Source organism: Micromonospora sp. NPDC047467 (genome assembly GCF_040643095.1).
Classification (GTDB): domain Bacteria; phylum Actinomycetota; class Actinomycetes; order Mycobacteriales; family Micromonosporaceae; genus Micromonospora.
The window spans coordinates 349,904-374,106 of sequence record NZ_JBEYTO010000002.1; the positions used below are offsets into that span (position 1 = coordinate 349,904).

General features: G+C 70.7%; 21 protein-coding genes. 17 read left to right on the forward strand and 4 right to left on the reverse strand.

The genetic code is table 11. The annotated features are described in order from the left end of the window. The first annotated feature begins 5 nt into the window (after positions 1-5). The 14 genes from ABZ780_RS05865 to ABZ780_RS05930 all read left to right on the forward strand — a co-directional run bounded on the left by ABZ780_RS05865 (position 6) and on the right by ABZ780_RS05930 (position 16,859). A complete protein-coding gene (locus tag ABZ780_RS05865) occupies positions 6-683 on the forward strand; it encodes an NADH-quinone oxidoreductase subunit B family protein (RefSeq protein WP_357003966.1) in 678 nt (225 codons plus the stop codon). Next, a complete protein-coding gene (locus ABZ780_RS05870; RefSeq protein ID WP_357484586.1) occupies positions 680-1,417 on the forward strand; it encodes an NADH-quinone oxidoreductase subunit C in 738 nt (245 codons plus the stop codon). Before ABZ780_RS05865 ends, ABZ780_RS05870 begins: the two co-directional genes overlap by 4 nt. Next, complete coding sequence (locus ABZ780_RS05875) at positions 1,414-2,739, forward strand: NADH-quinone oxidoreductase subunit D (protein ID WP_357003972.1); 1,326 nt, start codon at positions 1,414-1,416, stop codon at positions 2,737-2,739. Before ABZ780_RS05870 ends, ABZ780_RS05875 begins: the two co-directional genes overlap by 4 nt. Then, a complete protein-coding gene (gene nuoE / locus ABZ780_RS05880) occupies positions 2,736-3,674 on the forward strand; it encodes an NADH-quinone oxidoreductase subunit NuoE (RefSeq protein ID WP_357484588.1) in 939 nt (312 codons plus the stop codon). The genes ABZ780_RS05875 and nuoE overlap by 4 nt, the downstream gene beginning before the upstream one ends. Continuing rightward, positions 3,671-4,987: an NADH-quinone oxidoreductase subunit NuoF gene (gene nuoF / locus ABZ780_RS05885; protein ID WP_357003975.1), complete on the forward strand. Its 1,317-nt coding sequence runs from the start codon at positions 3,671-3,673 to the stop codon at positions 4,985-4,987. The genes nuoE and nuoF overlap by 4 nt, the downstream gene beginning before the upstream one ends. Then, positions 4,987-7,494 carry an NADH-quinone oxidoreductase subunit G gene (locus ABZ780_RS05890; protein ID WP_357484591.1) on the forward strand — a complete coding sequence of 836 codons (2,508 nt, stop codon included), beginning with the start codon at positions 4,987-4,989 and terminating at the stop codon, positions 7,492-7,494. The genes nuoF and ABZ780_RS05890 overlap by 1 nt, the downstream gene beginning before the upstream one ends. Then, complete coding sequence (gene nuoH / locus ABZ780_RS05895; protein WP_357003979.1) at positions 7,491-8,840, forward strand: NADH-quinone oxidoreductase subunit NuoH; 1,350 nt, start codon at positions 7,491-7,493, stop codon at positions 8,838-8,840. The genes ABZ780_RS05890 and nuoH overlap by 4 nt, the downstream gene beginning before the upstream one ends. Position 8,841: 1 nt before the next feature. After that, positions 8,842-9,483 carry an NADH-quinone oxidoreductase subunit NuoI gene (gene nuoI, locus ABZ780_RS05900; protein ID WP_357484594.1) on the forward strand — a complete coding sequence of 214 codons (642 nt, stop codon included), beginning with the start codon at positions 8,842-8,844 and terminating at the stop codon, positions 9,481-9,483. After that, complete coding sequence (locus tag ABZ780_RS05905; RefSeq protein WP_357003983.1) at positions 9,480-10,250, forward strand: NADH-quinone oxidoreductase subunit J; 771 nt, start codon at positions 9,480-9,482, stop codon at positions 10,248-10,250. Before nuoI ends, ABZ780_RS05905 begins: the two co-directional genes overlap by 4 nt. Continuing rightward, complete coding sequence (nuoK, locus tag ABZ780_RS05910; protein WP_306272991.1) at positions 10,250-10,567, forward strand: NADH-quinone oxidoreductase subunit NuoK; 318 nt, start codon at positions 10,250-10,252, stop codon at positions 10,565-10,567. Before ABZ780_RS05905 ends, nuoK begins: the two co-directional genes overlap by 1 nt. A 10-nt stretch (positions 10,568-10,577) precedes the next feature. After that, positions 10,578-12,536 (forward strand): NADH-quinone oxidoreductase subunit L, encoded by a 1,959-nt coding sequence (gene nuoL, locus ABZ780_RS05915; RefSeq protein WP_357003987.1) that lies wholly within the window; start codon positions 10,578-10,580, stop codon positions 12,534-12,536. Positions 12,537-12,600: 64 nt separating this feature from the next. Further along, positions 12,601-14,133 (forward strand): NADH-quinone oxidoreductase subunit M, encoded by a 1,533-nt coding sequence (locus tag ABZ780_RS05920; protein WP_357003989.1) that lies wholly within the window; start codon positions 12,601-12,603, stop codon positions 14,131-14,133. Then, positions 14,130-15,683: an NADH-quinone oxidoreductase subunit NuoN gene (gene nuoN, locus ABZ780_RS05925; protein WP_357003991.1), complete on the forward strand. Its 1,554-nt coding sequence runs from the start codon at positions 14,130-14,132 to the stop codon at positions 15,681-15,683. The genes ABZ780_RS05920 and nuoN overlap by 4 nt, the downstream gene beginning before the upstream one ends. Before the next feature lie 90 nt (positions 15,684-15,773). Further along, entirely contained in the window at positions 15,774-16,859 is a 1,086-nt protein-coding gene (locus ABZ780_RS05930) for a polyprenyl synthetase family protein (protein WP_357484597.1), read from the forward strand. Positions 16,860-16,899: 40 nt separating this feature from the next. Here ABZ780_RS05930 and ABZ780_RS05935 read toward each other — a convergent pair whose 3' ends face one another. After that, positions 16,900-18,093 carry an MFS transporter gene (locus ABZ780_RS05935; RefSeq protein ID WP_357484599.1) on the reverse strand — a complete coding sequence of 398 codons (1,194 nt, stop codon included), beginning with the start codon at positions 18,091-18,093 and terminating at the stop codon, positions 16,900-16,902. 153 nt (positions 18,094-18,246) lie between these two features. Here ABZ780_RS05935 and ABZ780_RS05940 point away from each other — a divergent pair, with 153 nt between their 5' ends. Further along, on the forward strand, positions 18,247-19,029 hold the full coding sequence (locus ABZ780_RS05940) for an IclR family transcriptional regulator C-terminal domain-containing protein (RefSeq protein ID WP_357003998.1): 783 nt from the start codon (positions 18,247-18,249) through the stop codon (positions 19,027-19,029). Positions 19,030-19,110: 81 nt separating this feature from the next. Here the strand turns inward: ABZ780_RS05940 and ABZ780_RS05945 are convergent, their stop codons facing one another. Continuing rightward, positions 19,111-21,225, reverse strand: coding sequence for a PhoX family phosphatase (locus tag ABZ780_RS05945; RefSeq protein ID WP_357484602.1), 2,115 nt, complete (start codon positions 21,223-21,225; stop codon positions 19,111-19,113). A gap of 239 nt (positions 21,226-21,464) precedes the next feature. On the opposite strand from ABZ780_RS05945, the gene ABZ780_RS05950 reads away from it, so the two are divergent. Further along, complete coding sequence (locus ABZ780_RS05950; protein ID WP_082377138.1) at positions 21,465-21,980, forward strand: sigma-70 family RNA polymerase sigma factor; 516 nt, start codon at positions 21,465-21,467, stop codon at positions 21,978-21,980. Continuing rightward, complete coding sequence (locus ABZ780_RS05955; protein ID WP_357004002.1) at positions 21,977-22,696, forward strand: zf-HC2 domain-containing protein; 720 nt, start codon at positions 21,977-21,979, stop codon at positions 22,694-22,696. The genes ABZ780_RS05950 and ABZ780_RS05955 overlap by 4 nt, the downstream gene beginning before the upstream one ends. A gap of 9 nt (positions 22,697-22,705) precedes the next feature. Here the strand turns inward: ABZ780_RS05955 and rarD are convergent, their stop codons facing one another. Then, positions 22,706-23,635, reverse strand: a complete 930-nt coding sequence (gene rarD, locus ABZ780_RS05960; RefSeq protein WP_357484604.1) for an EamA family transporter RarD — start codon at positions 23,633-23,635, stop codon at positions 22,706-22,708. After that, on the reverse strand, positions 23,632-24,129 hold the full coding sequence (locus tag ABZ780_RS05965) for a GNAT family N-acetyltransferase (RefSeq protein WP_357484607.1): 498 nt from the start codon (positions 24,127-24,129) through the stop codon (positions 23,632-23,634). Before ABZ780_RS05965 ends, rarD begins: the two co-directional genes overlap by 4 nt. Between the last annotated feature and the right edge of the window lie 74 nt (positions 24,130-24,203).

The following is a 24,203-nucleotide window of genomic DNA, read 5'->3' on the forward strand; positions in this document are numbered from 1 at the left end:
GTCAGATGGGCATCGAGGAGAAGCTTCCCGCCGGCGTCCTGCTCACCTCGGTGGAGAAGCTGGTCAACTGGTCCCGGAAGTCGTCCGTGTGGGGCGCCACCTTCGGCCTGGCCTGCTGCGCCATCGAGATGATGGCCGCCGGTGGTCCGCACTACGACATGGGCCGCTGGGGCATGGAGGTCTTCCGGGCCTCGCCCCGGCAGGCCGACCTGATGATCGTCGCCGGCCGGGTGAGCCAGAAGATGGCACCGGTGCTGCGCCAGATCTACGACCAGATGGCCGAGCCCCGCTGGGTGCTCTCGATGGGCGTCTGCGCCAGCAGCGGCGGCATGTTCAACAACTACGCGATCGTGCAGGGTGTCGACCACGTCGTGCCGGTCGACATGTACCTGCCCGGCTGCCCGCCCCGGCCCGAGATGCTCATCGACGCGATCCTCAAGCTCCGCGAGAAGATCATGTACGAGCCGCTCGGCGCGAACGGTCGCAAGATGCTGGCGGCCCGCCAGGAGCGCGGTGACGTTCCGGTCGTGCCGTACGGCTCCATGCCGTCCTCGTACCGCAGCGACAAGGCCCGGCGTGCCGAGTGGACCCAGGCGGTCCGCGAGGGGCGCGAGGAGCAGCTGCGGATCGAGAACTGGATGAACGCCCAGAACCACCTCCACCCGCAGGTAGGCCCCAAATGACGTCACCCACCGACAAGCCCAACGACGGCGGGGTGCCGGTGCCGGTCACCCCGGCCGGCGCCAGCGGCACCGCGCCGGCCGAGTACCCGCCGTCCAGCCCGGCCGGCCGCGGGATGTTCGGCAACCAGGGCACCGGCGACGTGTCCGGCTACGGCGGCCTGGTCCGCCAGCGCCAGCCGATCGAGGAGGCCGCGCGGCCCTACGGCGGCTACTTCGACGAGGTCCGCGACGCGTTGGAGGAGGCGTACCCGGCCTTCGGCGACGCGATCGAGAAGGTCGTCGTCGACCGGGGTGAGCTGACCCTGCACGTCCGTCCGGAGCGGATCGCCGAGGTCTGCCAGGTGCTGCGGGACGACATGGCGCTGCGCTTCGAGCTGTGCTCCTCGGTGTCCGGTGTGGACTACCTCGGTGCCGACGAGCGCCGGCTGCACGTGGTCTACCTGCTCACCTCGATGACGTACCGGCGTCGGGTCCGCCTGGAGGCCGCGGTCTCCGTCGAGCAGCCGCACCTGCCCAGCGTGACCGCCGTCTACCCGACGGCGGACTGGCAGGAGCGGGAGGCGTACGACATGTTCGGGATCGTCTTCGACGGCCACCCCAGCCTGACCCGGATCCTCATGCCGGACGACTGGGAAGGCCACCCGCAGCGCAAGGACTACCCGCTCGGTGGGGTGCCCGTCGAATACAAGGGCGCCGAGATCCCGCCGCCGGACCGGAGGAGGTCGTACCAGTGACGACGTCGAACTACGCGACCGAGCACGAGACCACCGAGGGTCGGGTCTTCACCGTCACCGGTGGTGACTGGGACACGGTCGTCTCGGGCACCGACCCGCTCCACGACGAGCGGATCGTGGTCAACATGGGTCCGCAGCACCCGTCCACGCACGGGGTGCTGCGACTGGTCCTGGAGCTGGAGGGCGAGACGGTCCGCGAGGCCCGCTCGGTCGTCGGCTACCTGCACACCGGCATCGAGAAGAACCTCGAGTACCGCAACTGGGTGCAGGGCTCGACCTTCGTGACCCGGATGGACTACCTCGCCCCGATCTTCAACGAGACGGCGTACGCCCTCGCCGTCGAGAAGCTGCTCGGCATCACCGACGACATCACCGAGCGGGCCACCACCATCCGCGTGCTGATGATGGAGCTCAACCGGATCTCGTCGCACCTGGTCTGGCTGGCCACCACCGGCATGGAGCTGGGCGCCATCTCGATCATGTTGTACGGCTTCCGCGAGCGGGAGTACATCCTCGACATCTTCGAGACGATCACCGGCCTGCGGATGAACCACGCGTACGTCCGGCCGGGCGGTGTGGCGCAGGACGTTCCGGACGAGGCGATCGTCAAGATCCGCGACTTCCTCAAGATGATGCCGAAGAAGCTCAAGGAGTACGAGGACCTGCTCTCCGGCCAGCCGATCTGGACCGAGCGCACCAAGAACGTCGCGGTGCTGGATGTGACCGGGTGCGTGGCGCTCGGCATCACCGGGCCGGTGCTGCGCTCCGCCGGGCTCGCGTGGGACCTGCGCAAGACCATGCCGTACTGCGGCTACGAGACGTACGAGTTCGACGTGCCGACGCACCCCGACGGTGACGTGTGGGGCCGCTACCTGGTCCGCCTCGCCGAGATCCGGGAGTCGATGAAGCTGGTCGAGCAGGCACTGGACCGGCTCCGGCCGGGCCCGGTGATGGTCGCCGACCGCAAGATCGCCTGGCCGGCCCAGCTCGCCATCGGCGTCGACGGCATGGGCAACTCCCTGGAGCACGTCGCGAAGATCATGGGTCAGTCGATGGAGTCGCTGATCCACCACTTCAAGCTGGTCACCGAGGGCTTCCGGGTCCCGCCCGGCCAGGTGTACGTCGGCATCGAGTCGCCTCGCGGCGAGTTGGGCGTGCACGCGGTCTCCGACGGTGGCACCCGGCCATACCGGGTGCACTACCGGGAGCCGAGCTTCGTCAACCTCCAGGCCCTGCCGGCGATGGCCGAGGGCGGCCTGATCGCCGACGTGATCGCCGGCGGCGCCTCGCTGGACCCCGTGATGGGTGGTTGTGACCGATGACCGTTTTCACTGACGAGACCCGGGAACGGGCGCGCGAGATCATCGCCCGCTACCCGGCGGACCGGTCCCGCTCGGCGCTGCTGCCGCTGCTGCACCTGGTCCAGTCGGAGGAGGGCTACGTCTCTCCGGCCGGTGTCACGTTCTGCGCCGAGGTGCTCGGCCTGAACAAGGCGCAGGTCGGCGCGGTGGCCACCTTCTACACCATGTACAAGCGCAAGCCGACCGGTGACTTCCTGGTCAGCGTCTGCACCAACACCATGTGCAACGTGCTGGGTGGCCAGGAGGTCTATGACACCCTCACCGAGCACCTGGGCGTCGGGCACGACGAGACCACGGCCGACGGAAAGATCACGCTGGAGCACGCCGAGTGCCTGGCGGCCTGTGACTACGGCCCGGTGATGACCGTCAACTACGACTTCTTCGACGGGGTGGACCCGTCCACTGCGGTCGGTGTGGTCGACGAGTTGCGCGCCGGTGGCCGGCCGATGCCGACCCGCGGCGCCCGGCTCTGCACGCTCAAGGAGATGGCGGTGCAGCTCGCCGGTTTCGCCGACGAGCGCGACGGCGCGGTCGCCGACGGCGGACCGGGCGAGGCCACGCTGCGCGGGTTGCGGCTGGCGCAGGAGCACGGCGTGTCGGTGCCGGGCTTCGACCCGAACACCCCGATCCGCAGCAAGGCCGAGGCGGACAAGGAGGCGGCGAAGGCGAAGGCCGCCGCCAAGCCGGCGCCCGCCGCGGCCACGGAGACCTCGCCGCCGGCCCCGCGCGACGCGCGGAAGGCGGAGGCCGCCGGTGCGGCGGCCAACGCGCCGGCCAGCGACCGCAAGCCCGCCGGCGACTCCACCGGCGCGCAGGAGCGCAACCTCACCGAAGCGTCGGCGAGCGCCGATGGCGCGAACTCCGCCGCCGCGAACGAAACGGGGGCCCAGAAGTGACCACTCCCCGCCAGGAGACGCTGGCCAAGCTGACGCCGGTGCTGACCAAGCGCTGGCTGTCGCCGGACGCCTGGCGGATCGGCACCTATGAGCAGTTGGACGGCTACGCCGCGCTGCGCAAGGCCCTCAAGGCCCACCCGGACGACCTGATCCAACTGATCAAGGACTCCGGGCTGCGCGGGCGGGGTGGCGCGGGCTTCCCCACCGGTCTCAAGTGGGGCTTCATCCCGCAGGGCGACGGCAAGCCGCACTACCTGGTGGTCAACGCCGACGAGGGCGAGCCGGGCACCTGCAAGGACCTGCCGCTGATGACCCACGACCCGCACGCGCTGGTCGAGGGCGTGATCATCGCGTCGTACGCGATCCGGGCCAACCGCGCCTACATCTACATCCGTGGCGAGGCGGTGCACGCCGCGCGCCGGCTGCGCAACGCCGTCCAGGAGGCGTACGACAAGGGTTACCTCGGCCGGAACATCCTGCGCAGCGGCTACGACCTGGAGCTGGTGGTGCACTCCGGCGCCGGGGCGTACATCTGCGGCGAGGAGACGGCGCTGCTGGACTCGCTGGAGGGGTTCCGTGGCCAGCCCCGGCTGCGCCCGCCGTTCCCGGCCACCCACGGCCTGTACGCCAGCCCGACGGTGGTGAACAACGTCGGCACCATCGCCAGCGTGCCGCCGATCGTGCTCGGCGGGGCCGACTGGTGGAAGTCCATGGGCACCGAGAAGTCGTCCGGGCCGATGATCTACTCGCTCTCCGGCCGGATCGTGAACCCCGGCCAGTACGAGTGCTCGATGGGCGTGACGCTGCGCGAGCTGCTGGAGCTGGCCGGCGGGATGCAGCCCGGCCATAACCTGAGGTTCTGGACGCCGGGCGGCTCGTCGACCCCGCTGCTCGCGGCCGAGCACCTGGACGTGCCGCTGGACTTCGAGGGGGTGGCGGCGGCCGGCTCGATCCTCGGCACCACGGCCACCCAGATCTTCTCCGACCAGGACTGCCCGGTCTACGCGACCTACCGGTGGCTGGAGTTCTACCACCACGAGTCGTGCGGCAAGTGCACCCCGTGTCGCGAGGGCAACTACTGGATGGTGCGTGTCTACCGGCGGATCCTCGCAGGTCAGGGCACCCACGAGGACCTGGACACCCTGCTGGACACCTGTGACAACATCCTCGGCCGCTCGTTCTGCGGCCTCGGTGACGGCGCGACCAGCTCGGTGACCTCGTCGCTGAAGTACTTCAAGCAGGACTACCTCGACTACATCGAGGGACGTACCGCGCCGAAGCTCTCCGACAAGCAGCTGGTTGGAGCTCACTGATGACGGACGTAGCCAAGCAGACCGACACGGTCACGCTCACCATCGACGGCGTCGAGGTCACCGCTCCCAAGGGGACGCTGCTGATCCGGGCCGCCGAGCAGATGGGCACCGAGATCCCCCGGTTCTGCGACCACCCGCTGCTGGCCCCGGCCGGCGCGTGCCGGCAGTGCCTGGTCGAGGTGGAGGGGCAGCGCAAGCCTGTCGCCTCCTGCACCCAGACCGTCGCCGACGGCATGGTCGTACGGACCCAGCTCACCTCGCCGGTCGCCAAGAAGGCGCAGGAGGGGGTGATGGAGCTGCTGCTGCTCAACCACCCGCTGGACTGCCCGATGTGTGACAAGGGCGGCGAGTGCCCGCTGCAGAACCAGGCGATGTCCACCGGCCGTACCGACTCGCGCTTCCACGAGCACAAGCGGGAGTACGAGAAGCCGATGGCGATCAGCAGCCAGGTGCTGCTGGACCGCGAGCGCTGCGTGCTCTGCCAGCGCTGCACCCGGTTCTCCGAGGAGATCGCCGGCGACAAGTTCATCGACCTGATGGGCCGGTCGTCCGCCGAGGAGATCAACATCTACCGCGACGACGCGTATGGCGAAGAGGGCGACGCTGGGGACGTCCCGTTCAACTCCTACTTCTCCGGCAACACCGTGCAGATCTGCCCGGTGGGTGCGCTGACCGGCGCCCAGTACCGCTTCCGGGCCCGCCCGTTCGACCTGGTCTCCAGCCCGAGCGTCTGCGAGCACTGCTCGGCCGGCTGCGGGCAGCGCACCGACTGGCGGCGCGGCAAGGTGCTGCGCCGGCTGGCCGGCGACGAGCCGGCGGTGAACGAGGAGTGGAACTGCGACAAGGGTCGCTGGGGCTTCCAGTACACCCGGGCCACCGACCGGCTGACCACCCCGCTGGTCCGCGACGACAGCACCGGTGAGCTGCGCGAGGCGTCCTGGAGTGAGGCGCTCACCGTGGCCGCCGAAGGGCTGCGCGCTGCCCGCGACAGCGGCCAGGGCACGGCGGTGCTCACCGGCGGTCGGCTGACCGTCGAGGACGCCTACGCGTACGCGAAGTTCGCCCGGGTGGCACTGAACACCAACGACATCGACTTCCGGGCCCGGCCGGTCTCCCGCGAGGAGGCCGACTTCCTGGCCAGCTCGGTCGCCGGGGTCACCGACGTCACCTACACCGACGTGGAGAACGCGCCGGCGGTGGTGCTGGTCGGCCTGGAGCCGGAGGAGGAGTGCCCGATCCTCTTCCTGCGGCTGCGCAAGGCGTACCTGAAGAAGACCCTGACGGTGTACGCGCTGGCGCCGTTCGCCACCCGCGGCCTGGAGAAGCTCGGCGCCAAGCTGGCCCGGGTGGTGCCGGGCGAGGAGGCGAGCGTGCTCGCCGAGCACGCCACCGTCGCCGAGGCGCTGAGCGCGCCGGGCGCGATCCTCATCGTCGGCGAGCGGCTGGCCAGTGTGCCGGGCGGGCTCTCCGCCGCGGCGGACGTGGCCCGGCGTACCGGCGCGAAGCTGGCCTGGGTGCCGCGACGCGCGGGTGACCGTGGCGCTGTCGACGCGGGTTGCCTGCCCAACCTGCTCCCCGGCGGCCGGCTGGTCAACGAGCCGGCCGCGCGGGCCGAGCTGGGCGAGGCGTGGGACATCCCGGCCGGGGTGATCCCGAGCCAGGCCGGTCGGGACACCGACGGCATCCTGGCGGCGGCCGCCAACGGGCAGCTCGGCGCGCTGGTGGTCGGCGGGGTCGACCCGGCCGACCTGGCCGACCCGCGACTGGCCGAGACCGCCCTCGACGCGGTGCCGTTCCTGGTCAGCCTGGAGCTGCGCGGCAGCGCGGTGACCCGGCGGGCGAACGTGGTCCTGCCGATCGCGCCGGTGGTCGAGAAGGCTGGCAGCTTCCTGGACTGGGAGGGCCGGCTGCGTCCGTTCGAAGCGGTGCTGAAGACCGCGGCGATGACCGACGGCCGCGTGCTCGACACGCTGGCGGCGCTGCTCGACGTGCGACTCGGCACGGCCGACGTGCCGAGCGTGCGCCGCGAACTGGGCTCGCTGCCGACCACGCGTACGTCTCGGCCGGCCCCGCCGTCGGTGTCGCCCGGCGCGGCGCCGCAGACGCGCGCCGGGGAGGCCGTACTGGCCACCTGGCACCAGCTGGTCGACCTCGGCAGCCTGACCGACGGCGACGAGCACCTCGCCGGCACCGCCCGCCCGCCGGTCGTCCGGTTGGGCAAGGGCACCGCCGAGGCGCTCGGTGTCGTCGACGGCGACGCGGTCACGGTCGGCACCGACCGGGGGGCGTTGACCCTGCCGGCGGCGCTCACCGAGATGCCGGACGGCGTTGTCTGGCTGCCGACGAACTCGCCGGGCTCGACCGTGCGACGGAGCCTCGGGGCGACGTCCGGCACGGTCGTCCGGATCTCGGTCCCCGCACCGAGCGTGGCCGTGCCGGCCGGGCGGGTGGCGGCCGACGAGACCGGTCTCCCGGGTCCGCTCCTCAACGCTGGGGGTAACCAGTGAGTCCGTCCTACCTCGCCCAGGACCCGACTCTGGCCGACTTCGGCCAGGATCCGTTGTGGCTGGTCCTCATCAAGATCCTCTTCGCGTTCGTCTTCGCCGTGCTGGCCACTCTGCTCGGCGTCTGGTTCGAGCGGCGCGTGGTGGGCTTCATGCAGGTGCGGCCCGGCCCCAACCAGGTCGGTCCGTTCGGTCTGCTGCAGACCCTCGCCGACGGCCTGAAGCTGGCCTTCAAGGAGGACATCCTCCCGAAGGCGGCGGACAAGGTCGTCTACTTCTTCGCGCCGGTGATCTCGGTGGTCTGCGCGGTCACCGCGCTGTCGGTGATGCCGTTCGGCCCGATGGTCAGCATCTTCGGGCACCGGACGCCACTGCAGGTCACCGACGTGCCGGTGGCCGTCCTGCTGGTGCTGGCCCTGTCGTCGCTCGCGGTGTACGGCATCGTGCTCGGCGGCTGGGCGTCCGGCTCCACGTACCCGCTGCTCGGCAGCCTGCGCTCCGCCGCCCAACTGGTTTCCTACGAGGTCACGCTGGGCCTGAGCGTCGTCGCGGTGTTCATGACCGCGGGCACGATGTCCACCAGCGGCATCGTGGCCGCCCAGGGAGACGCCACCCAGCTCAGCATCGGCGGCGCCACGATCCACGCGCCCGGCTGGTACGGGATCCTGCTGCTGCCGAGCTTCGTCATGTTCTTCATCGCCATCGTCGGTGAGACGAACCGGGCGCCGTTCGACCTCCCCGAGGCGGAGTCGGAGCTGGTGGCGGGCTTCCAGACGGAGTACAGCTCGCTGAAGTTCGCGCTCTTCATGCTCAGCGAGTACGTCGCGATGGTGACGATGTCGGCGTTCACCGTGACGCTCTTCCTCGGTGGCTGGCACGCGCCGTGGCCGATCACGATCTGGGAGGGCGCCAACTCCGGTTGGTGGCCGATGCTCTGGTTCTTCGGCAAGGTGATCGCGCTGGTCTTCGTCTTCGTGTGGCTGCGCGGCACGCTGCCCCGGCTCCGGTACGACCAGTTCATGCGGCTCGGCTGGAAGGTGCTGCTGCCGATCAACCTGGTCTGGATCCTGGTCCTGGCGGGCCTGCGTTCCATCGAGGACTGGGACTCGCGCGGCAAGCTCATCGCGGTCGGCATCCCGGCCGGCATCCTGCTGATCGCCACGCTGTTCTGGCCGAACCGCAAGCCGACGCCGACGCCGACGACGCAGGAACAGGTGGACAGCCGGCCGTACGGCAGCTTCCCGCTGCCACCGATGGATCTACAGGTACCACCGAGCCCGCGTATCACGCGCGTGGTCGCCGAGCGGGAGCCGGCCAACATCGCCGGCTCGGACTCCAGGGAGGTGTGACGTGGGCGCGATCACCGGAACGTTCAAGGGATTCGGGGTCACCTTCTCGCACATGTTCAGGAAGGTCGTCACCACCGACTACCCGTTCAAGCCGCCGGTTTCGGCGCCGCGCTACCACGGGCGGCACATCCTCAACCGGCACCCGGACGGCCTGGAGAAGTGCATCGGCTGCGAGCTGTGTGCCTGGGCCTGCCCGGCGGACGCGATCTACGTCGAGGGTGGCGACAACACCGACGAGCAGCGCTTCTCGCCGGGTGAGCGGTACGCCAGCATCTACCAGATCAACTACGCCCGGTGCATCTTCTGCGGGCTGTGCATCGAGGCCTGCCCGACCCGTTCGCTCACCATGAGCAACGAGTACGAGCTGGCCCGGGACAACCGGCAGGACCTGATCTTCACCAAGGAGCAGTTGCTGGCACCGCTGCTCGAAGGCATGGAGCAGCCGCCGCACCCGATGCGGCTGGGCGACAGCGAGAAGGACTACTACGTCGGCGCGCTGGACAACCCGGGCACCTCCGCCGGTGCCGAGACGTCCCCGATGGGCCCCGGCCGCTACCAGGTCGAGGAGCACCCCGGCGTGACGTTCCCGGGCGCCGAGCAGGCCGCCCAGCGCGCGGCGGCCGGCAAGGGAGAGGGAGCATGACCACGTCTACGGTGCTGGCCGCGGCGGGCGGGGTGTCCGGCGGCGAGCAGGTCACCTTCTGGATCCTCGCGCCCCTCGCGCTGGTCGGCGCGATCGGGATGGTGGCCGCCCGCAACGCCGTGCACTCGGCGCTCTGGCTGGTGCTCACCATGCTCTGTCTGGGCGTGTTCTACGTGCTCCAGGCCGGGCCGTTCATCGGCATGGTGCAGATCATCGTCTACACCGGCGCGATCATGATGCTGTTCCTGTTCGTGCTCATGCTGGTCGGCCGGGACGCCTCCGACTCGCTGATCGAGACGCTGCGCGGCCAGCGGGTCGCCGCCATCGTGCTGGGCGTGGGCTTCGCCGGCCTGATCGGCAGCGGCGTCTACCACGCGCTGGACGGCACCACCGCGGTCGGCCTGGAGCAGGCCAACGCGGAGGGCAACGTGGAGGGCATCGCCCGGCTGCTCTTCACCAAGTACGTCCTGGCGTTCGAGTTGACGTCGGCGCTGCTGATCACCGCGGCGGTCGGTGCCATGGTGCTCGCGCACATCGAGCGGCGTAAGCAGGACAAGGTCGACCAGCCGTCGACGATGCGGGCTCGCTTCGCGCCGGGCAACTACCCCGGCCCCAAGCCCGGCCCCGGCGTCTTCGCGACGTCCTCCTCGGTGGCCACCCCGGCCCGGTTGCCCGACGGCCGCCTGACCGACCGCAGCACCCCGGCGATCCTTCCGCAGCGCGAGCTGACCGCCGAGGAGACCTCGCTGAAGGGGACGGACAAGTAATGGAATCGTTCTTCTCGGTCGAGCCGAACTACTACCTGGTCCTCGCCGCGGTGCTGTTCACCATCGGCGCCGCCGGGGTGCTCGTCCGGCGCAACGCGATCGTGCTGTTCATGTGCGTGGAGCTGATGCTCAACGCGGCCAATCTGACGCTGGTCACCTTCAGCCGGATCAACGGTGACCTCAACGGCCAGATCATGGCGTTCTTCGTGATGGTGGTGGCCGCGGCCGAGGTCGTGGTCGGGCTCGCGATCATCATGTCGATCTTCCGGACTCGACGCTCCGCGAGTGTCGACGACGCCAACCTGCTCAAGTACTAAGGGGCAAGCAGTGGAAGAGAATCTGGCGCACGCCGCAGCGGCGCCGCTCGGCGACGTCGCTTACGCATCGGCAGGTGGCTTGCTCGGCGGCGTCTGGCTGCTGGTGGCGATCCCGCTGGTCAGCGCCGCCGTCCTGCTGCTGCTCGGCCGGCGGGCCGACCGCTGGGGGCACTGGTTGGGCGTCGCCGCCATCGGCGCCGCGTTCGTGCTCGGCCTGACCTTCTTCTTCCAGCTGCGCGGCTTGGAGAACAAGTCGGTCGAGCTGAGCCTCTGGGACTTCATCGCGGTCGGTGACCTGCGAGTCGACTTCGGCATGCTGTTCGATCCGCTGGCCGCGGTCTTCGTGCTGCTGATCACCGGCGTGGGCTTCCTGATCCACCTGTACGCCGTGGAGTACATGGCGCACGACCCGGGCCGCCGCCGGTTCTTCGCGTACTTCAACCTGTTCGTCGCGGCCATGCTGCTGCTGGTGCTCGGCAACAACTACGTGATGTTGTACTTCGGCTGGGAGGGCGTCGGTCTGGCGTCGTACCTGCTGATCTCCTTCTGGTACGGGCGGCCGAGCGCGGCCACCGCCGGCAAGAAGGCGTTCCTGATGAACCGGGTCGGCGACGCCGGCCTGGCCATCGGCATCTTCATCATGTTCGCCACGCTGGGCACCACCCAGTACGACGAGGTGTTCAACGGCGTCGGCGCGCTGACGAGCACCACGGTGCTGGTGCTCGGCCTGCTGCTGCTGCTCGGCGCGGCCGGCAAGTCCGGCCAGTTCCCGCTCCAGGCGTGGCTGCCGGACGCGATGGAGGGCCCCACCCCGGTGTCGGCCCTCATCCACGCCGCCACCATGGTCACCGCGGGCGTCTACCTGATCGCCCGGTCCAACCCGATCTTCTCCGCCAACTCGACGCTCCAGCTCGTGGTGGTCAGCGTCGGCGCGCTCACCCTGCTGATGGGCTGCATCATCGGCGCGGCCAAGGACGACATCAAGCGGGTGCTCGCCTGGTCGACGGTGAGCCAGATCGGCTACATGTTCCTCGGCGTCGGCCTGGGCGGTGGCGCGTACGCGCTGGCCATCGTGCACCTGCTGGCGCACGGCTTCTTCAAGGCCAACATGTTCCTGGGCGCCGGCTCGGTCATGCACGGGATGAAGGACCAGGTGGACATCCGTCGCTTCGGCGGGCTGTCGAAGTACATGAAGGTCACCTGGTTGACGTTCATGATGGGCTGGCTCGCCATCATCGGCATGTTCCCGTTCTCCGGCTTCTTCTCCAAGGAGCCGATCATCGTGGCCGCCTTCGAGCGGGAGGACTGGACGGCCTGGCTGTTCGGTGGGGCCGCGCTGCTCGGCGCCGGGCTGACCGCGTTCTACATGACCCGGCTGTTCGTGCTCACCTTCCACGGTCCGAAGCGGTGGACCGAGGACATCGAGCACCCGCACGAGTCGCCGAAGCTGATGACCATCCCGCTGATCCTGCTGGCGGTCGGTTCGGTCGGTGCGGGCTTCCTGCTCGCCACGTCGGTGCCGGACTGGCTGACGGCAACCGCCGGGCTGGGCGGCGAGCACGGGGAGCACGAGGCGGTCCTCTCGCACGCCGTGATCACCACGCTGTCGCTGCTGGTCACCGTGCTCGGCGCCGGGCTGGCCTGGTTCCTGTTCCGGGCCGGTACGGCCACCGCGCCGCAGCCGGCCGGGGTGCTGGTCACCGCCGCCCGGCGCAACCTCTACACCGACACGGTGAACGAGGCGGTCTTCGAGAAGCCGGGCATCTTCCTCACCCGGGCGCTGGTCTTCCTCGACAACCGGGGCGTCGACGGGCTGGTCAACGGGCTCGCCGCCGCTGTCGGCGGTGGCTCGGCCCGGCTCCGGCGCATGCAGACCGGCTTCGTCCGCTCGTACGCCACCTCGATTCTTGCCGGTGCGCTGCTGGTGATGGCGGCGTTCCTGGCGGTGCAGGCGGGGTGGTTCGCGTGATCGACCTCTTTCCGGCCGCCCCCGCCGGCGGAGTACGCATCCACGACGGAGGTAAGGCCGCATAATGTCCAACTTCCCGTTCCTCTCGGTGCTCACCGTGGCGCCGCTGGTGGGCGCCCTGGTGGTGGCCTTCCTGCCGCGCCGCCGGCCGGAGCTGGCCAAGCAGGTGGCGTTCGGCTGGTCGCTGCTGGTGCTGGTGCTCTCGGTGGTGATGTGGGTCAGCTTCAACGCTGGCGGTGACCGGTTCCAGTTCCGCGAGTCGTACTCGTGGATCCCGAACTGGGGCGTCAGCTTCACCTTCGCCGCGGACGGCATCGCCCTGGTGATGCTGATGCTTATCGCGGTGCTGGTGCCGTTGGTGATCCTGGCGTCCTGGCACGACGCGGAGTCCTCCAAGCGGTCCATCCCGGTCTACTTCGCGCTGCTGCTGATCCTCGAAAGCACGATGATCGGCGTCTTCGCCGCCGCCGACGTCTTCCTGTTCTACGTGTTCTTCGAGGTCATGCTGGTGCCGATGTACTTCCTGATCGGCAGCTACGGCGGCCATCAGCGGCAGTACGCGGCGGTGAAGTTCTTCCTCTACTCGCTGGTCGGCGGTCTGTTCATGCTGGCCGCGGTGATCGGGCTCTGGGTGGTCGGCGGGAAGACCTTCGACTGGCAGGCGCTCTCGCAGGTCGACATCAGCACCGGCACCGAGCGTTGGCTGTTCCTCGGGTTCTTCCTCGCGTTCGCCATCAAGGCCCCGTTCTTCCCGTTCCACACCTGGCTGCCGGACGCCGGTGGTGCCGCCCCGGCGGGTGCCGCGGCGCTGCTGGTCGGCGTCCTGGACAAGGTGGGTACGTTCGGCATCCTGCGGTACTGCCTGCCGCTGTTCCCCGAGGCGTCGAAGTGGTTCGCGCCGTGGGCGCTGGCGTTGGGCGTGATCGGCATCGTCTACGCCGCGCTGCTGGCGGTTGGCCAGAACGACCTCAAGCGGCTGGTGTCGTACACCTCGATCGCGCACTTCGGCTTCATCGGGGTCGGCATCTTCGCCTTCACCACCCAGGCCGGCACCGGCGCGGTGCTCTACATGCTCAACCACGGGCTGGCCACCGGCCTGCTCTTCCTGGTGGTGGGCATGCTGATCGCCCGGCGTGGCTCGTCGCTGATCAGCGACTTCGGTGGCGCGGGCAAGCTGGTCCCGGTGCTCGCCGGGGTGCTGTTCTTCGCCGGTCTCGCCTCGCTCGCGCTGCCCGGCACCGCGCCGTTCATCTCCGAGTTCCTGGTGCTGATCGGCACGTTCACGGTGAACAAGCCGGTGGCGGTCATCGCCACGCTCGGCATCATCCTGGCCGCCGCGTACGTGCTGTGGATGGTGCAGCGCACCACGCAGGGCACGCTCAACCCGGCGCTGACCAAGATCGACGGGATGCGCCGGGATCTCAACCTGCGTGAGAAGGTCGTGGTCGCCCCGCTGATCGCGCTGATCGTGCTGCTCGGCTTCTATCCCAAGCCGGTCACCGACGTGATCAACCCCGCCGTCCAGGCGACCATGGACGACATCGGCAGGACCGACCCCGCCCCGTCGGTGGGCACCGTCCAGGAGGCGGCAAAGTGACCGAGTTGAAACTGCCGTCGCTCGACTACGCGGCGCTCGCCCCGATTCTGATCATGCTGGGCACCGCGTTGCTCGGTGTGTTGGTGGAGGCCTTCGTGCCCCGGCGGCTGCGGCACGTGGTGCAGTTGACCCTGGCGCTGCTGGCTGTCCTCGCCGCGCTGACCATGGTGGTCCTCAACGCCGACGACCGGCTCATCACGGCTGGCCAGGCCATCGCGGTGGACGGGCCGACGCTCTTCCTCCAGGGCGCGATCCTGGTGTTGGCCGCGATGGCGTTGCTGCTCATCGGTGACCGTTCGGTGGAGCGGGGCGGTGCCTTCGTGGCGCAGGCCGCGGTCACCGCCGAGTCGGCCGACGACCGGCGGCAGGCCGCGGGGCGCAACGGGCTCACCGAGGTGTACCCGCTCGTCACGTTCGCGATCGGCGGCATGCTGATCTTCGTGGCGGCGAACGACCTGCTGACCATGTTCATCGCGCTGGAGGTCTTCTCCCTGCCGTTGTACCTGCTCTGCGCGCTGGCCCGTCGCCGGCGTCTGCTGAGCCAGGAGGCGGCGATGAAGTACTTCCTGCTCGGCGCGTACGCCTCGGCGTTCTTCCTGTTCGGGGTTGCCCTGATCTACGGCTTCACCTCCGGGATCCCGGGCCGGGGTGCCGGGGTCGACTTCGCCACCATCAACGCGGCGGTGACCGAGTCGCCGGCCAGTCCGGTGCTGCTCTTCGCCGGCATGGCGCTGCTCGCCATCGGTCTGCTCTTCAAGGCCGGGGCGGCCCCGTTCCACGTGTGGACGCCGGACGTCTACCAGGGCGCTCCGACGCCGATCACCGGCTTCATGGCCGCCTGCACCAAGGTCGCCGCGTTCGGCGCGCTGCTGCGGGTCTTCCACGTGGCGTTCGCCGGTGCCAGTTGGGACTTCACCCCGGTGCTCGGCGCGGTGGCGGTGCTGACGATGCTGGTGGGCGCTGTGCTCGCGGTCACCCAGACCGACATCAAGCGGCTGCTCGCGTACTCCTCGATCGCGAACGCCGGTTACCTGCTGGTCGGTGTGCTGGCGCCGAGCCGCGACGGTCTCTCCGGCACGATGTTCTACCTGGTCGCGTACGGCTTCTCGGTGCTGGCCGCGTTCGCGGTGGTGACCCTGGTACGCGACGAGGACGGGGAGGCCACCCACCTGTCGCGCTGGGCGGGGCTGGGCCGGCGTTCCCCGTTCTACGCCGGGCTGTTCACGTTCATCCTGCTGGCCTTCGCCGGTATCCCGCTGACCAGCGGTTTCACCAGCAAGTTCGCGGTCTTCGGGCCGGCGCTGGACGGCGGTCACGCCTGGCTGGTGATCGCGGGTGTGCTGACCAGCATGGTGCTGGCGTTCCCGTACCTGCGGGTCGTGGTGATGATGTGGCTCTCCGAGCCGGGCGAGTCCACGCCGACGGTCACCGTGCCCGGCGGGCTCACCTCCGCCGCGCTGATGATCGGCGTGCTGGCCACTCTGGCGCTGGGTATCGCCCCGGCGCCGCTGCTGGACCTGGCCAACGGAGCCGCCGAATTCGTGCGCTGAGGCGAACCTCGGCCACCGGGGCCGGCACGCTTAACGGCGTGTCGGCCCTTGGTCGTATCCCCGACCCGGAGCAGGTCGAACGCGTGTGGCATGGTTGATAGCGTGGTGATTCCGGCTGGCGAGCGTTCAGGTGCCACCGGTTCCGGCGGTCGCCGGGGTCGGGTGAGCACGAGTCAGTTCGGCGCGCTCGGCCTCCATCTCGCCGATCCCCGCGTCGAGGCGTCCGTGCTGGGCCTGCTGGACAAGGTCGAGGTCGAGCTGCGGGCCAGTGTCGCCAGCGCCGACCCGTTCGTGACCGAGGCCGCCCGGCATCTCGTCGAGGCTGGCGGAAAGCGGTTCCGGCCGCTGCTGGTGGCGTTGGGCGCACAGTTCGGCGATCCCACCAGCGCGCAGGTGGTCCCGGCGGCCGTGGTGATGGAGCTCACCCACCTGGCCACTCTGTACCACGACGACGTGATGGACGAGGCGGCCGTGCGCCGGGGTGCGCCGAGCGCCAACTCGCGCTGGACCAACTCCGTCGCCATCCTGGTCGGCGACTACCTCTTCGCCCGCGCCGCGGACATCTCGGCCGACCTGGGGCCCGAGGCCGTGCGGTTGCAGGCGCGGACGTTCGCCCGGCTGGTGCACGGCCAGATCGCGGAGACCGTGGGCCCGCGCCCCGGCGACGATCCCGTGGCGCACTACCTGAGTGTGATCGCCGAGAAGACCGGCTCTCTGATCGCCACGTCGGCCCGCTTCGGCGGCATGTTCGCTGGGGCCTCCAGCGAGCACGTCGAGGCGCTGGCCGGGTACGGCGAGACGATCGGCGTCGCCTTCCAGCTCTCCGACGATCTGCTGGACATCGCCTCCGAATCGGAGCAGTCGGGCAAGACGCCCGGCACGGACCTGCGCGAGGGCGTCCCGACGCTGCCGGTGCTCTACGCCTGCGCGGCGGACGACTCCGACGCGTCCTCGGTGCGACTGCGGGAGATCCTGGCGACCGGCCCGCTGACCGATGACGCGTTGCACGCCGAGGCCCTGGGGCTGCTGCGGGAGAGCCCGGCGCTCAAGCGCGCCCGGGAGACCGTGCGCAGCTACGCCGAGGACGCCCGTGCCCGCTTGGCCCCACTCCCCGTAACCCCGTCGCGTGAGGCCCTGGAGTCGCTCTGCGACTACATCGCCGACCGCACCAGCTGACCCCGCACCCACTGACACGTCGCGTGGCCGGGCGTCAGCTTCACGAGGGCTGCGCAGGGCGGTGCAGTAGGCGGCTTCCGGTGAGCATGAGGGCGGCGGCGAGCAGCATGGACACCGCCGCCGTGGCCCACATCGTCGGATAGCCGAGGTGCGCGGCGAGCGGGCCGAGGGTCAACGGGCCGAGGCAGCCGCCCGCGTACACCCCGGTCTGGGTGATCGAGGTGGCGGCGGCCGGTGCCTGCGGGTGCAGCCGGACCACCGCGAAGTTCATGAGGCCGGGCCAGGCCCACCCCAGGCCGAAGCCGAGCACCACACCCACCACCAGCGGCACGGTGCCGGCCAACGCGAGCAGCCCGAGCCCGGCGGCACCGACCACCAGCATGCCGGAGATGAGCGCGACGTGACCGCTGGCGCGGCGGTCGGCCAGCCAGCCGGCGCCCACCCGGGCCGCCACGCAGACCGCGCTGCCCAGGGTCAGGGTGAGGCCCGCGAGGCCCGGTGACAGGCCCCGGGCGGCGGCGGAGTCCACCAGGAACGTGCCCAGCCCGTTGGCGGCCGCCGCCGCCAACGTCGCCGCCGCGCCGATCACCACCAGCGCCGTGGTGGCCTGGCCGGCACGTGCGGCGGCGGCCCGCCGGGCTCGGCCTGGCACCTGCCGGGGTACGGCGGGCAGCGTCGTCAGAGCCGTGACGGCGGCGGCCACGAACGCCCAGCGCCAGCCGGCGGTGAGCGCGATGGTGGGCACTGCCGCCCCGGCGAGCAGGGTGGAGACCGGAACGGCCGCCTGCTTGACGCCGAACGACAGCCCCTGTCGGCCCGGCGGCACATGTTCGGCCAGCGCCGCGTTGCTCGCCAGTTGGCCGAGGGCGTTCGCGGCGGCGCTGAGCGCCAGCAGCCCGAGCAGCGCCGGGTACGACCGGGCGAGCGCCGCGATGGCCAGCATCGACCCCGCCGACAGCAGGATGCCGCAGCGGGCCACCAGGGCCGGGCCGTACCGCTCGACGAGGCGGCCGGAGGGGACCGAGGCCAGCGCGCTGACCCCGAAGTAGACGGCCACGGCCAGGCCCAGGCCGGCCGGGGAGAACCCGAGGTCGGCGCCCATCTGGACGGCGAGGCCGCCGAGCAGGAAGACGGGCAGCACGCAGGCCACGGTGGTGACGACGGCACCGGCGCTGGCCCGGATCGGGCGGGTCCGGGCGCGGTCCGGAGCGGGGGTGAGGGCTGTGTCGGTCATCGCCGGCAAACCTACGCGAGTCATACTCGGGCCACGCTGGGTGACTGGCGGTTCACGAACAGTGGATGGTGATCTGGCATCCTCGATCCGAACAGGCATTTCGCACCCGCCCTGTTTTTCATATGGTGTAAGTCCCCGGCGGCGGAGGTGGTTGTGCGCGACCCCTTGGCAGAACCTTCGGACCTGATCCGCAGTGTGTCCCGAGCACTCCGGGTCCTGGAGTCGGTCGGTCGCGCCCCGAAGGGCCTGACCGTCAAGCAGATCGCCCGGCGGTGCGAGCTGACCGTGGCCACCACCTACCACCTGGTCCGCACACTGGCCTACGAGGGCTACGTGATCCGTCGGGAGGACGGCACGTACATCGTGGGGCTGGAGGTCGCCGACCGTTACCGGGAGCTGGTGACCGCGTTCCGGGGCCCTCCCGTGGTGGGTGAGACGTTGCGGCGGGCCGCCGTGGACACCGGCTACAGCCACTACCTGGGCCGGTTCGTGGGCGGTCAGGTCGCCCTCACGGCGATGGCCGAGGGGCACCGCTCGCCCTACCTGGAGGATCTGGTCCCCGGGTTCGACGAGGGGGCGCACGCGACCGCCCTGGGCAAGGCCCTGCTCGCCACCCTGACCACCGAGCAGCGGTTCCGCTACCTGCGTGAGTACGGCATGCGCCCGTTCACCACCGCCACGCTGACCACCACCGAGACGTTCGAGGCGGACCTGGCCGCCGGTGACCGGCGCGGGATGCAGTTGGAGCTGGGGCAGTTCCGGCAGGGGGTGGCCTGCGCGGCGGTGCTTGTCGCGCCGGACAAGGACATGGAACGTCGGGTCGTACTGGCCTGCGCCCTCCCGGCGAGCGAGATGATGACCTCCGCCCGGGTCGTCCGGGCCAAGCTGCTCACGGTGGCCCGTGCCGTCGCCGACGGCATCGCCGCCGACCACTGACCCGTCCGACGCCGAAGGGCCCTCTCCCAGGCGGGGAGAGGGCCCTTCGGGGCGGTCCAGCGCCGGACCGCCGGAGCAACGTCAGCTGCCCACCGGGCCGCCGTCGAGCCGCCAGGTGACCACCACGCCCGGCTTGGCGTAGTCGCCGTCCGGCCAGTTCGAGGCCGGGTTCTCGACCGAGGCGCCGGTGATCTCACCCGGGTGCTGCACCGCGACGAAGAGCGAACGGTTGTCGCCGGTGATGAACGGGCCACACGTCTCGGCACCCAGCGGCACGGTCAGGAACTGCTTGAGGTGACCCCGCTCCGGGCCCTCGACGGCGGTGGCGAAGAGCCCATCGTTGCTGCCCAGCGCGTTGCCGTCGGTGGAGATCCACAGGTTGCCGGTGGCGTCGAAGGCGACATTGTCCGGGCAGGAGATCGGGGAGACCTTCGTCTTGTCGTACCCGGCGAAGAAGGTCGACGGGTCGGTCGGGTCGCCGCAGACGATCGGCAACGACCAGGCGAAGGTCTCGGCGGTGTTGTCGCCGCGCTCCTCGACCAGTTCCAGGATCTGCCCGTGCTTGTTGGCGTTGCGCGGGTTGGCCTCGTCCGCCTTCGGGTTGCTGCCGACGCCCCGGCTGGTGTTGTTGGTCAGCGCCACGTACACCTTGCCGGTGAGCAGGCTGGCCTCGACGTCCTCCGGGCGGTCCATCTTGGTCGCGCCGACCTTGTCACCGGCCAGCCGGGTGAAGGTGAGCACGTCCGCGGCGGTCATCCCGTCGACGAACGAGCGGTTGCCGCTCACCAGCTTGATCCAGCGACCCCGGCCGTTGAACGCGCCGTCGGTGGGGAGCCTGCCGGAGCCGTCGATCTCGGCGGCGCTGCTCTGGTCCAGCTTCGCGACGTAGAGCGTGCCGGACTCCAGCAGGGTCAGGTTGTGCTTGCGGGCAGCCCAGGAGTTGCCCTTCAGGAACTTCTTGTCCGAGACGAACTTGTAGAGGTAGTCGAACCGCTCGTCGTCGCCCATGTACGCGACCACGCGCCCGTCCTTGGCGACGATCACGTTCGCGCCCTCGTGCTTGAACCGGCCCAGCGCGGTGTGCTTGCGCGGACGGCTCTCCGGGTCGAACGGGTCGATCTCGACGATCCAGCCGAACCGGTGCGCCTCGTTCGGGTGCCGGGCCAGGTCGAAGCGCTCGTCGGCGCGCTCCCACCTGCGGCTGCCGCTGGGGTAGCGGGACGCGGTGCTGATGCCGTAGCGGTCCAGCTTCGGCTTCAGCTCGGCCGGGGCGGCGTCGGCGCCGACGAAGTACTGGTTGAAGTTCTCCTCGCCGGACAGCACGGTGCCCCACGGGGTCACGCCACCGGCGCAGTTGTTCAGCGTGCCGACGACAGTGCGGCCCTTGGGGTCGGCGGCGGTCCTCAGCCAGGCCGAGCCGGCGGCCGGGCCGGTCAGGTCGAACTTGGTGCCGAGCGCCGTGATCCGCCGATTGTACGGCCGGCGGCCCTTGTCGACCGGCTTCCACTGACCGGTGCCGGCGACCCGCTCCAACTCCACCACGGACATGCCGTGGGCGGCCATGGCGGTGCGCAGCTGCTCGACCGAGAGCCCGTCCAGGCCACCGAAGCCGGGGAACATCAGGTCCTCGTTGGTGTACTCGTGGTTGACCACGAGCAGCGCCCGGTTGCCGCGCTTGTCCAGCGGCAGCAGGCCGACGAAGTCGTTGTTGTAGCCGAACTGCTTCGACTGCGCCGCCGCGGTCTGACGGTGCACGTTGAACTCGGGCGCGCCCGGCACCACCGGGTCACCCCATTTGATCACCACGGCGTGGTCGTAACCGTTCGGCACGACCAAGGTGTCCAACTTGTTCGGCGGGATCGGCTTGAAGGTGAGCGCACCGCTGCCGACACCGGTGCTGGGGCGGCCGAAGCCGAAGGCCTCCGGCACGTCGGGGGTGGCGGGGGCGGCCAGAGCGGGGGTCGCACCGGCCGCCGCGCCGCCGAAACCGAGGACCAGGGCGCCGACCGCGCCGGCCCGGACCACGCCGCGCCGGGAGACCTCCGCGTTCACCACATCACCGAAGTACGCGTTGTCGGACGTGTTCGCCACGGGGTGCTCACAGGCGTTGCCGCAGCGATAGAGACAGGTCATGGCATCACGGCTGCCGTGACGCGTGGCGCCCACCAGCGGGAGCAGCCGGGGACGGTCGCTCATGGGGGGAAGCCTCCTGGGAAGGTCGGTGGCACACCGGAACAGTCATCGGGGGGCGTACCTGCCGGACGCTAAAAGGACGCGGTGAGCGCTCGTCGGCCCCCGTGTGAACCAGACGTGAACACCTCCGCGGCGCGGGCCGCCACGCAACCGGCTGACCTCGGGCTGAACCGATCGGCGTGACGGCACGTATTCCCGAGCGGACGCACCGCCGGACCCGCGCCGGAAGTGAGGAGACCGCCATCAGCGACCACGACGCCCAACTGCTCCGGGCGCTGCACGACGAGCACGCGGAGGCGCTCTACGCGCACGCCCTGCGGCTCGTCAACGGCGACCGTCAGCGGGCCGAGGACCTGGTGCAGGAGACGCTACTGCGGGCCTGGCGGCACCCCGAGTCCCTCGACCCGCGACGCGGCTCCGTACGAGCCTGGCTGTTCACGACCGCCCGCAACCTGGCCATCGACGCCTGGCGGCGCCGGTCCACCAGGGTCGGCGAGGTGTTCACCGACGAGCTGCCCGAGCCGCCGGACGCCGTCGACGAGGCCGAGCGCGCGGTGGAGGCGTGGACGGTCGCCGAGGCGTTGAACCGGCTCACCCCGACCCACCGGGAGGTGCTGGTCGAGTGCTTCTATCAGGGACGGTCGGTGGCCGAGGCGGCGTCCCGGTTGGGTGTGCCACCGGGCACCGTGAAGTCGCGCACCCACTATGCGCTGCGCTCACTACGGTTGGTCCTGGCCGAGATGGGGGTGACGGGATGACGCGGTGCGAGTTCGCGCACGACGACGGCGCGTACGTGCTGGGCGCCCTGGCACCCGCGGAGCGTGCGGCGTACGAGCGGCACCTCGGCGGCTGTGCGTCCTGCCGCGACGCGGTCGCCGAGATCGCCGTCCTGCCGGGGCTGCTCGGCCGGCTCGACCCGGCGGGGCTGGAGCAGTTCCTGCCGCCGCCGGCTCCGCCCCGGGCGCCCGCGTTGCTCGAGGAGGCCCGCGGCCGGCGCCGCCGCGAGCGGGCCGCGACGCGTCGGCGGTACGCGCTGACCGCTCTGGCCGCCGCCGCGCTGGCCCTGGTGGTCGGTGTCGGCACAGCCGCCGTGCTGCCCCGCCCGCCCGCCCCGCCCGCCACTCCCGGCGCGCAGAGCAACCGCCCCGGCCCGCAGGTGTCGATGGTCGCCATGCGACCGGTGGCCTCCACCGGGCCGGTGCACGCCGAGATCGGGCTGATCCGCAGCAGGTGGGGCACCGAGGTGACCATGCACTGCGGGTACGACGCGCGGACCAGCTACGGCAAGGCGTACCCGTTCCGGCTGGTGGCGCGCGGCCCGAACGGCGCCAGCGAGCAGATCGGCTCCTGGCTCGCCGCTCCCGGTGACGACCTCCAGTTCACCGGCATGACCCGCTTCACCGACGCCGAACTGGTCAGCGTCGAACTCCAGCGAGCCGACGGGACGCCTCTGCTCACCTACGCGGTCCCCTGACCTCGCCGGTCAGGGCGTCGGGACGGGCACCTCGACGGTGACGGCGGCGCGGGTGCGGGCACGGTTGTGGCGGGCGTGGCGGACAGCGTCGGCGGTGAAGACGCCGAGGGCGAGCCAGACCAGCGCGAAGCCGGCGAGGCGGGCCGGTGGCATCGGCTCGTGGAAGATCAGCACACCGCAGCCGAGCTGGAGGATCGGCGCCAGATACTGGATCATGCCGAGGCCGGTCAACGGCAGCCGGTTGGCCGCACCGGCGAAGAGCAGCAGCGGGATCGCGGTGGCCGCGCCGGCCAGCACCAGCAGCGCGGTGTGCCCGGCCGAGACGTGCCCGAAGGTCAGCTCGGCGCGCCGGGTCAGCCAGGCCAGGTAGCCCAGCGCGGGCAGCGCCAACACCGCAGACTCGACGAAGAGCCCCTCGGCGGCGGGCAGCCCGAGCCGCTTCTTGACCAGGCCGTAGCCGGCGAAACTGAAGGCCAGGGTCAGGGCCAGCCAGGGCAGGTGGCCATAGTCCACGGTGAGCACGACGACCGCCGACCCACTGATGCCCAACGCCACCCACTGCAGCGGGCGCAGCCGCTCCCGCAGCACCGTGACGCCGAGCAGCACCACCACGAGCGGGTTGATGAAGTAGCCGAGCGCGGTCTCCACCACCCGGCCGGAGTTGACCCCGTAGATGTAGGTGCCCCAGTTGACCGCGATCAGCGCGGCGGCGGTGACGATCCCGGCCACCGCCCAGGGCCGGCGCAGCAGCGCCCGCAGGAAGCCGACGTTGCGCAGCGCGCCGAGCAGCAGCGCCACGAAGACGACGGACCAGACGATCCGGTGGGCGAGGATCTCCAGCGGGCCGGCGGGTCGCAGCAGCTTGAGGTAGAGCGGGAAGAAACCCCAGATCAGGTACGCGCCGAAGCCGTAGAGGTATCCCAGGCGGAGAGGCGTCACGCCTCCACCGTAAGGGGTGAACCGCTGTCTTGTTCCTTTCCCGTGACCTGGGTCACCGGTGGACGCCGGTCGAGCTGCATCCACCGCTCGGGCACCTCCAGCGGCGTGAAGCCCACCCGCGCGTACACCTCGTGCGCGTCGTTGGTGCACAACAGGATCCGGCGTACGCCCAAATCGGCCAGATGGTCGCGGACCGCGCCGGCCAGCCAACCGCCCAGCCCGATGCCCCGGGCGGCGCGGTCGACGTACACGTCGCAGAGCCAGGCGAAGGTGGCACCGTCGGTGACCGCCCGGGCCACCGCGACCTGGCGGCCGTCCTCGGGCCGGTAGACGCCGAACGGCAGCGACCCGGCGAACGCCCGCGCGAGCGTCTCCCGATCCCGCCCCAGCGCCCAGTACGCGTCGGTGGACAGCCAGTGATGGACCAGGGCCAGGTCGAGCCGGGCGGGATCGGTGCTGATCAGGTGGCCGTCGCCGCGGGTCAGAGAGAACACGTCGGCGACGCTAACCGACCCGGTCGGCCCCCGCGCCGACCAATTCCCGGAGTCTGGTCAGCAAACCGCCCGGC

Excerpts from the sequence above, each read along its gene's own strand:
- nuoK (WP_306272991.1), top strand. The coding sequence starts at position 10,250 with ATGGAATCGTTCTTCTCGGTCGAGCCGAACTACTACCTGGTCCTCGCC.
- ABZ780_RS05865 (WP_357003966.1), top strand. The coding sequence starts at position 6 with ATGGGCATCGAGGAGAAGCTTCCCGCCGGCGTCCTGCTCACCTCGGTG.
- ABZ780_RS05930 (WP_357484597.1), top strand. The coding sequence starts at position 15,774 with ATGGTTGATAGCGTGGTGATTCCGGCTGGCGAGCGTTCAGGTGCCACC.
- nuoE (WP_357484588.1), top strand. The coding sequence starts at position 2,736 with ATGACCGTTTTCACTGACGAGACCCGGGAACGGGCGCGCGAGATCATC.
- ABZ780_RS05920 (WP_357003989.1), top strand. The coding sequence starts at position 12,601 with ATGTCCAACTTCCCGTTCCTCTCGGTGCTCACCGTGGCGCCGCTGGTG.
- ABZ780_RS05890 (WP_357484591.1), top strand. The coding sequence starts at position 4,987 with ATGACGGACGTAGCCAAGCAGACCGACACGGTCACGCTCACCATCGAC.
- ABZ780_RS05955 (WP_357004002.1), top strand. The coding sequence starts at position 21,977 with ATGACGCGGTGCGAGTTCGCGCACGACGACGGCGCGTACGTGCTGGGC.
- ABZ780_RS05905 (WP_357003983.1), top strand. The coding sequence starts at position 9,480 with ATGACCACGTCTACGGTGCTGGCCGCGGCGGGCGGGGTGTCCGGCGGC.
- ABZ780_RS05870 (WP_357484586.1), top strand. The coding sequence starts at position 680 with ATGACGTCACCCACCGACAAGCCCAACGACGGCGGGGTGCCGGTGCCG.
- ABZ780_RS05945 (WP_357484602.1), bottom strand. The coding sequence starts at position 21,225 with ATGAGCGACCGTCCCCGGCTGCTCCCGCTGGTGGGCGCCACGCGTCAC.
- ABZ780_RS05935 (WP_357484599.1), bottom strand. The coding sequence starts at position 18,093 with ATGACCGACACAGCCCTCACCCCCGCTCCGGACCGCGCCCGGACCCGC.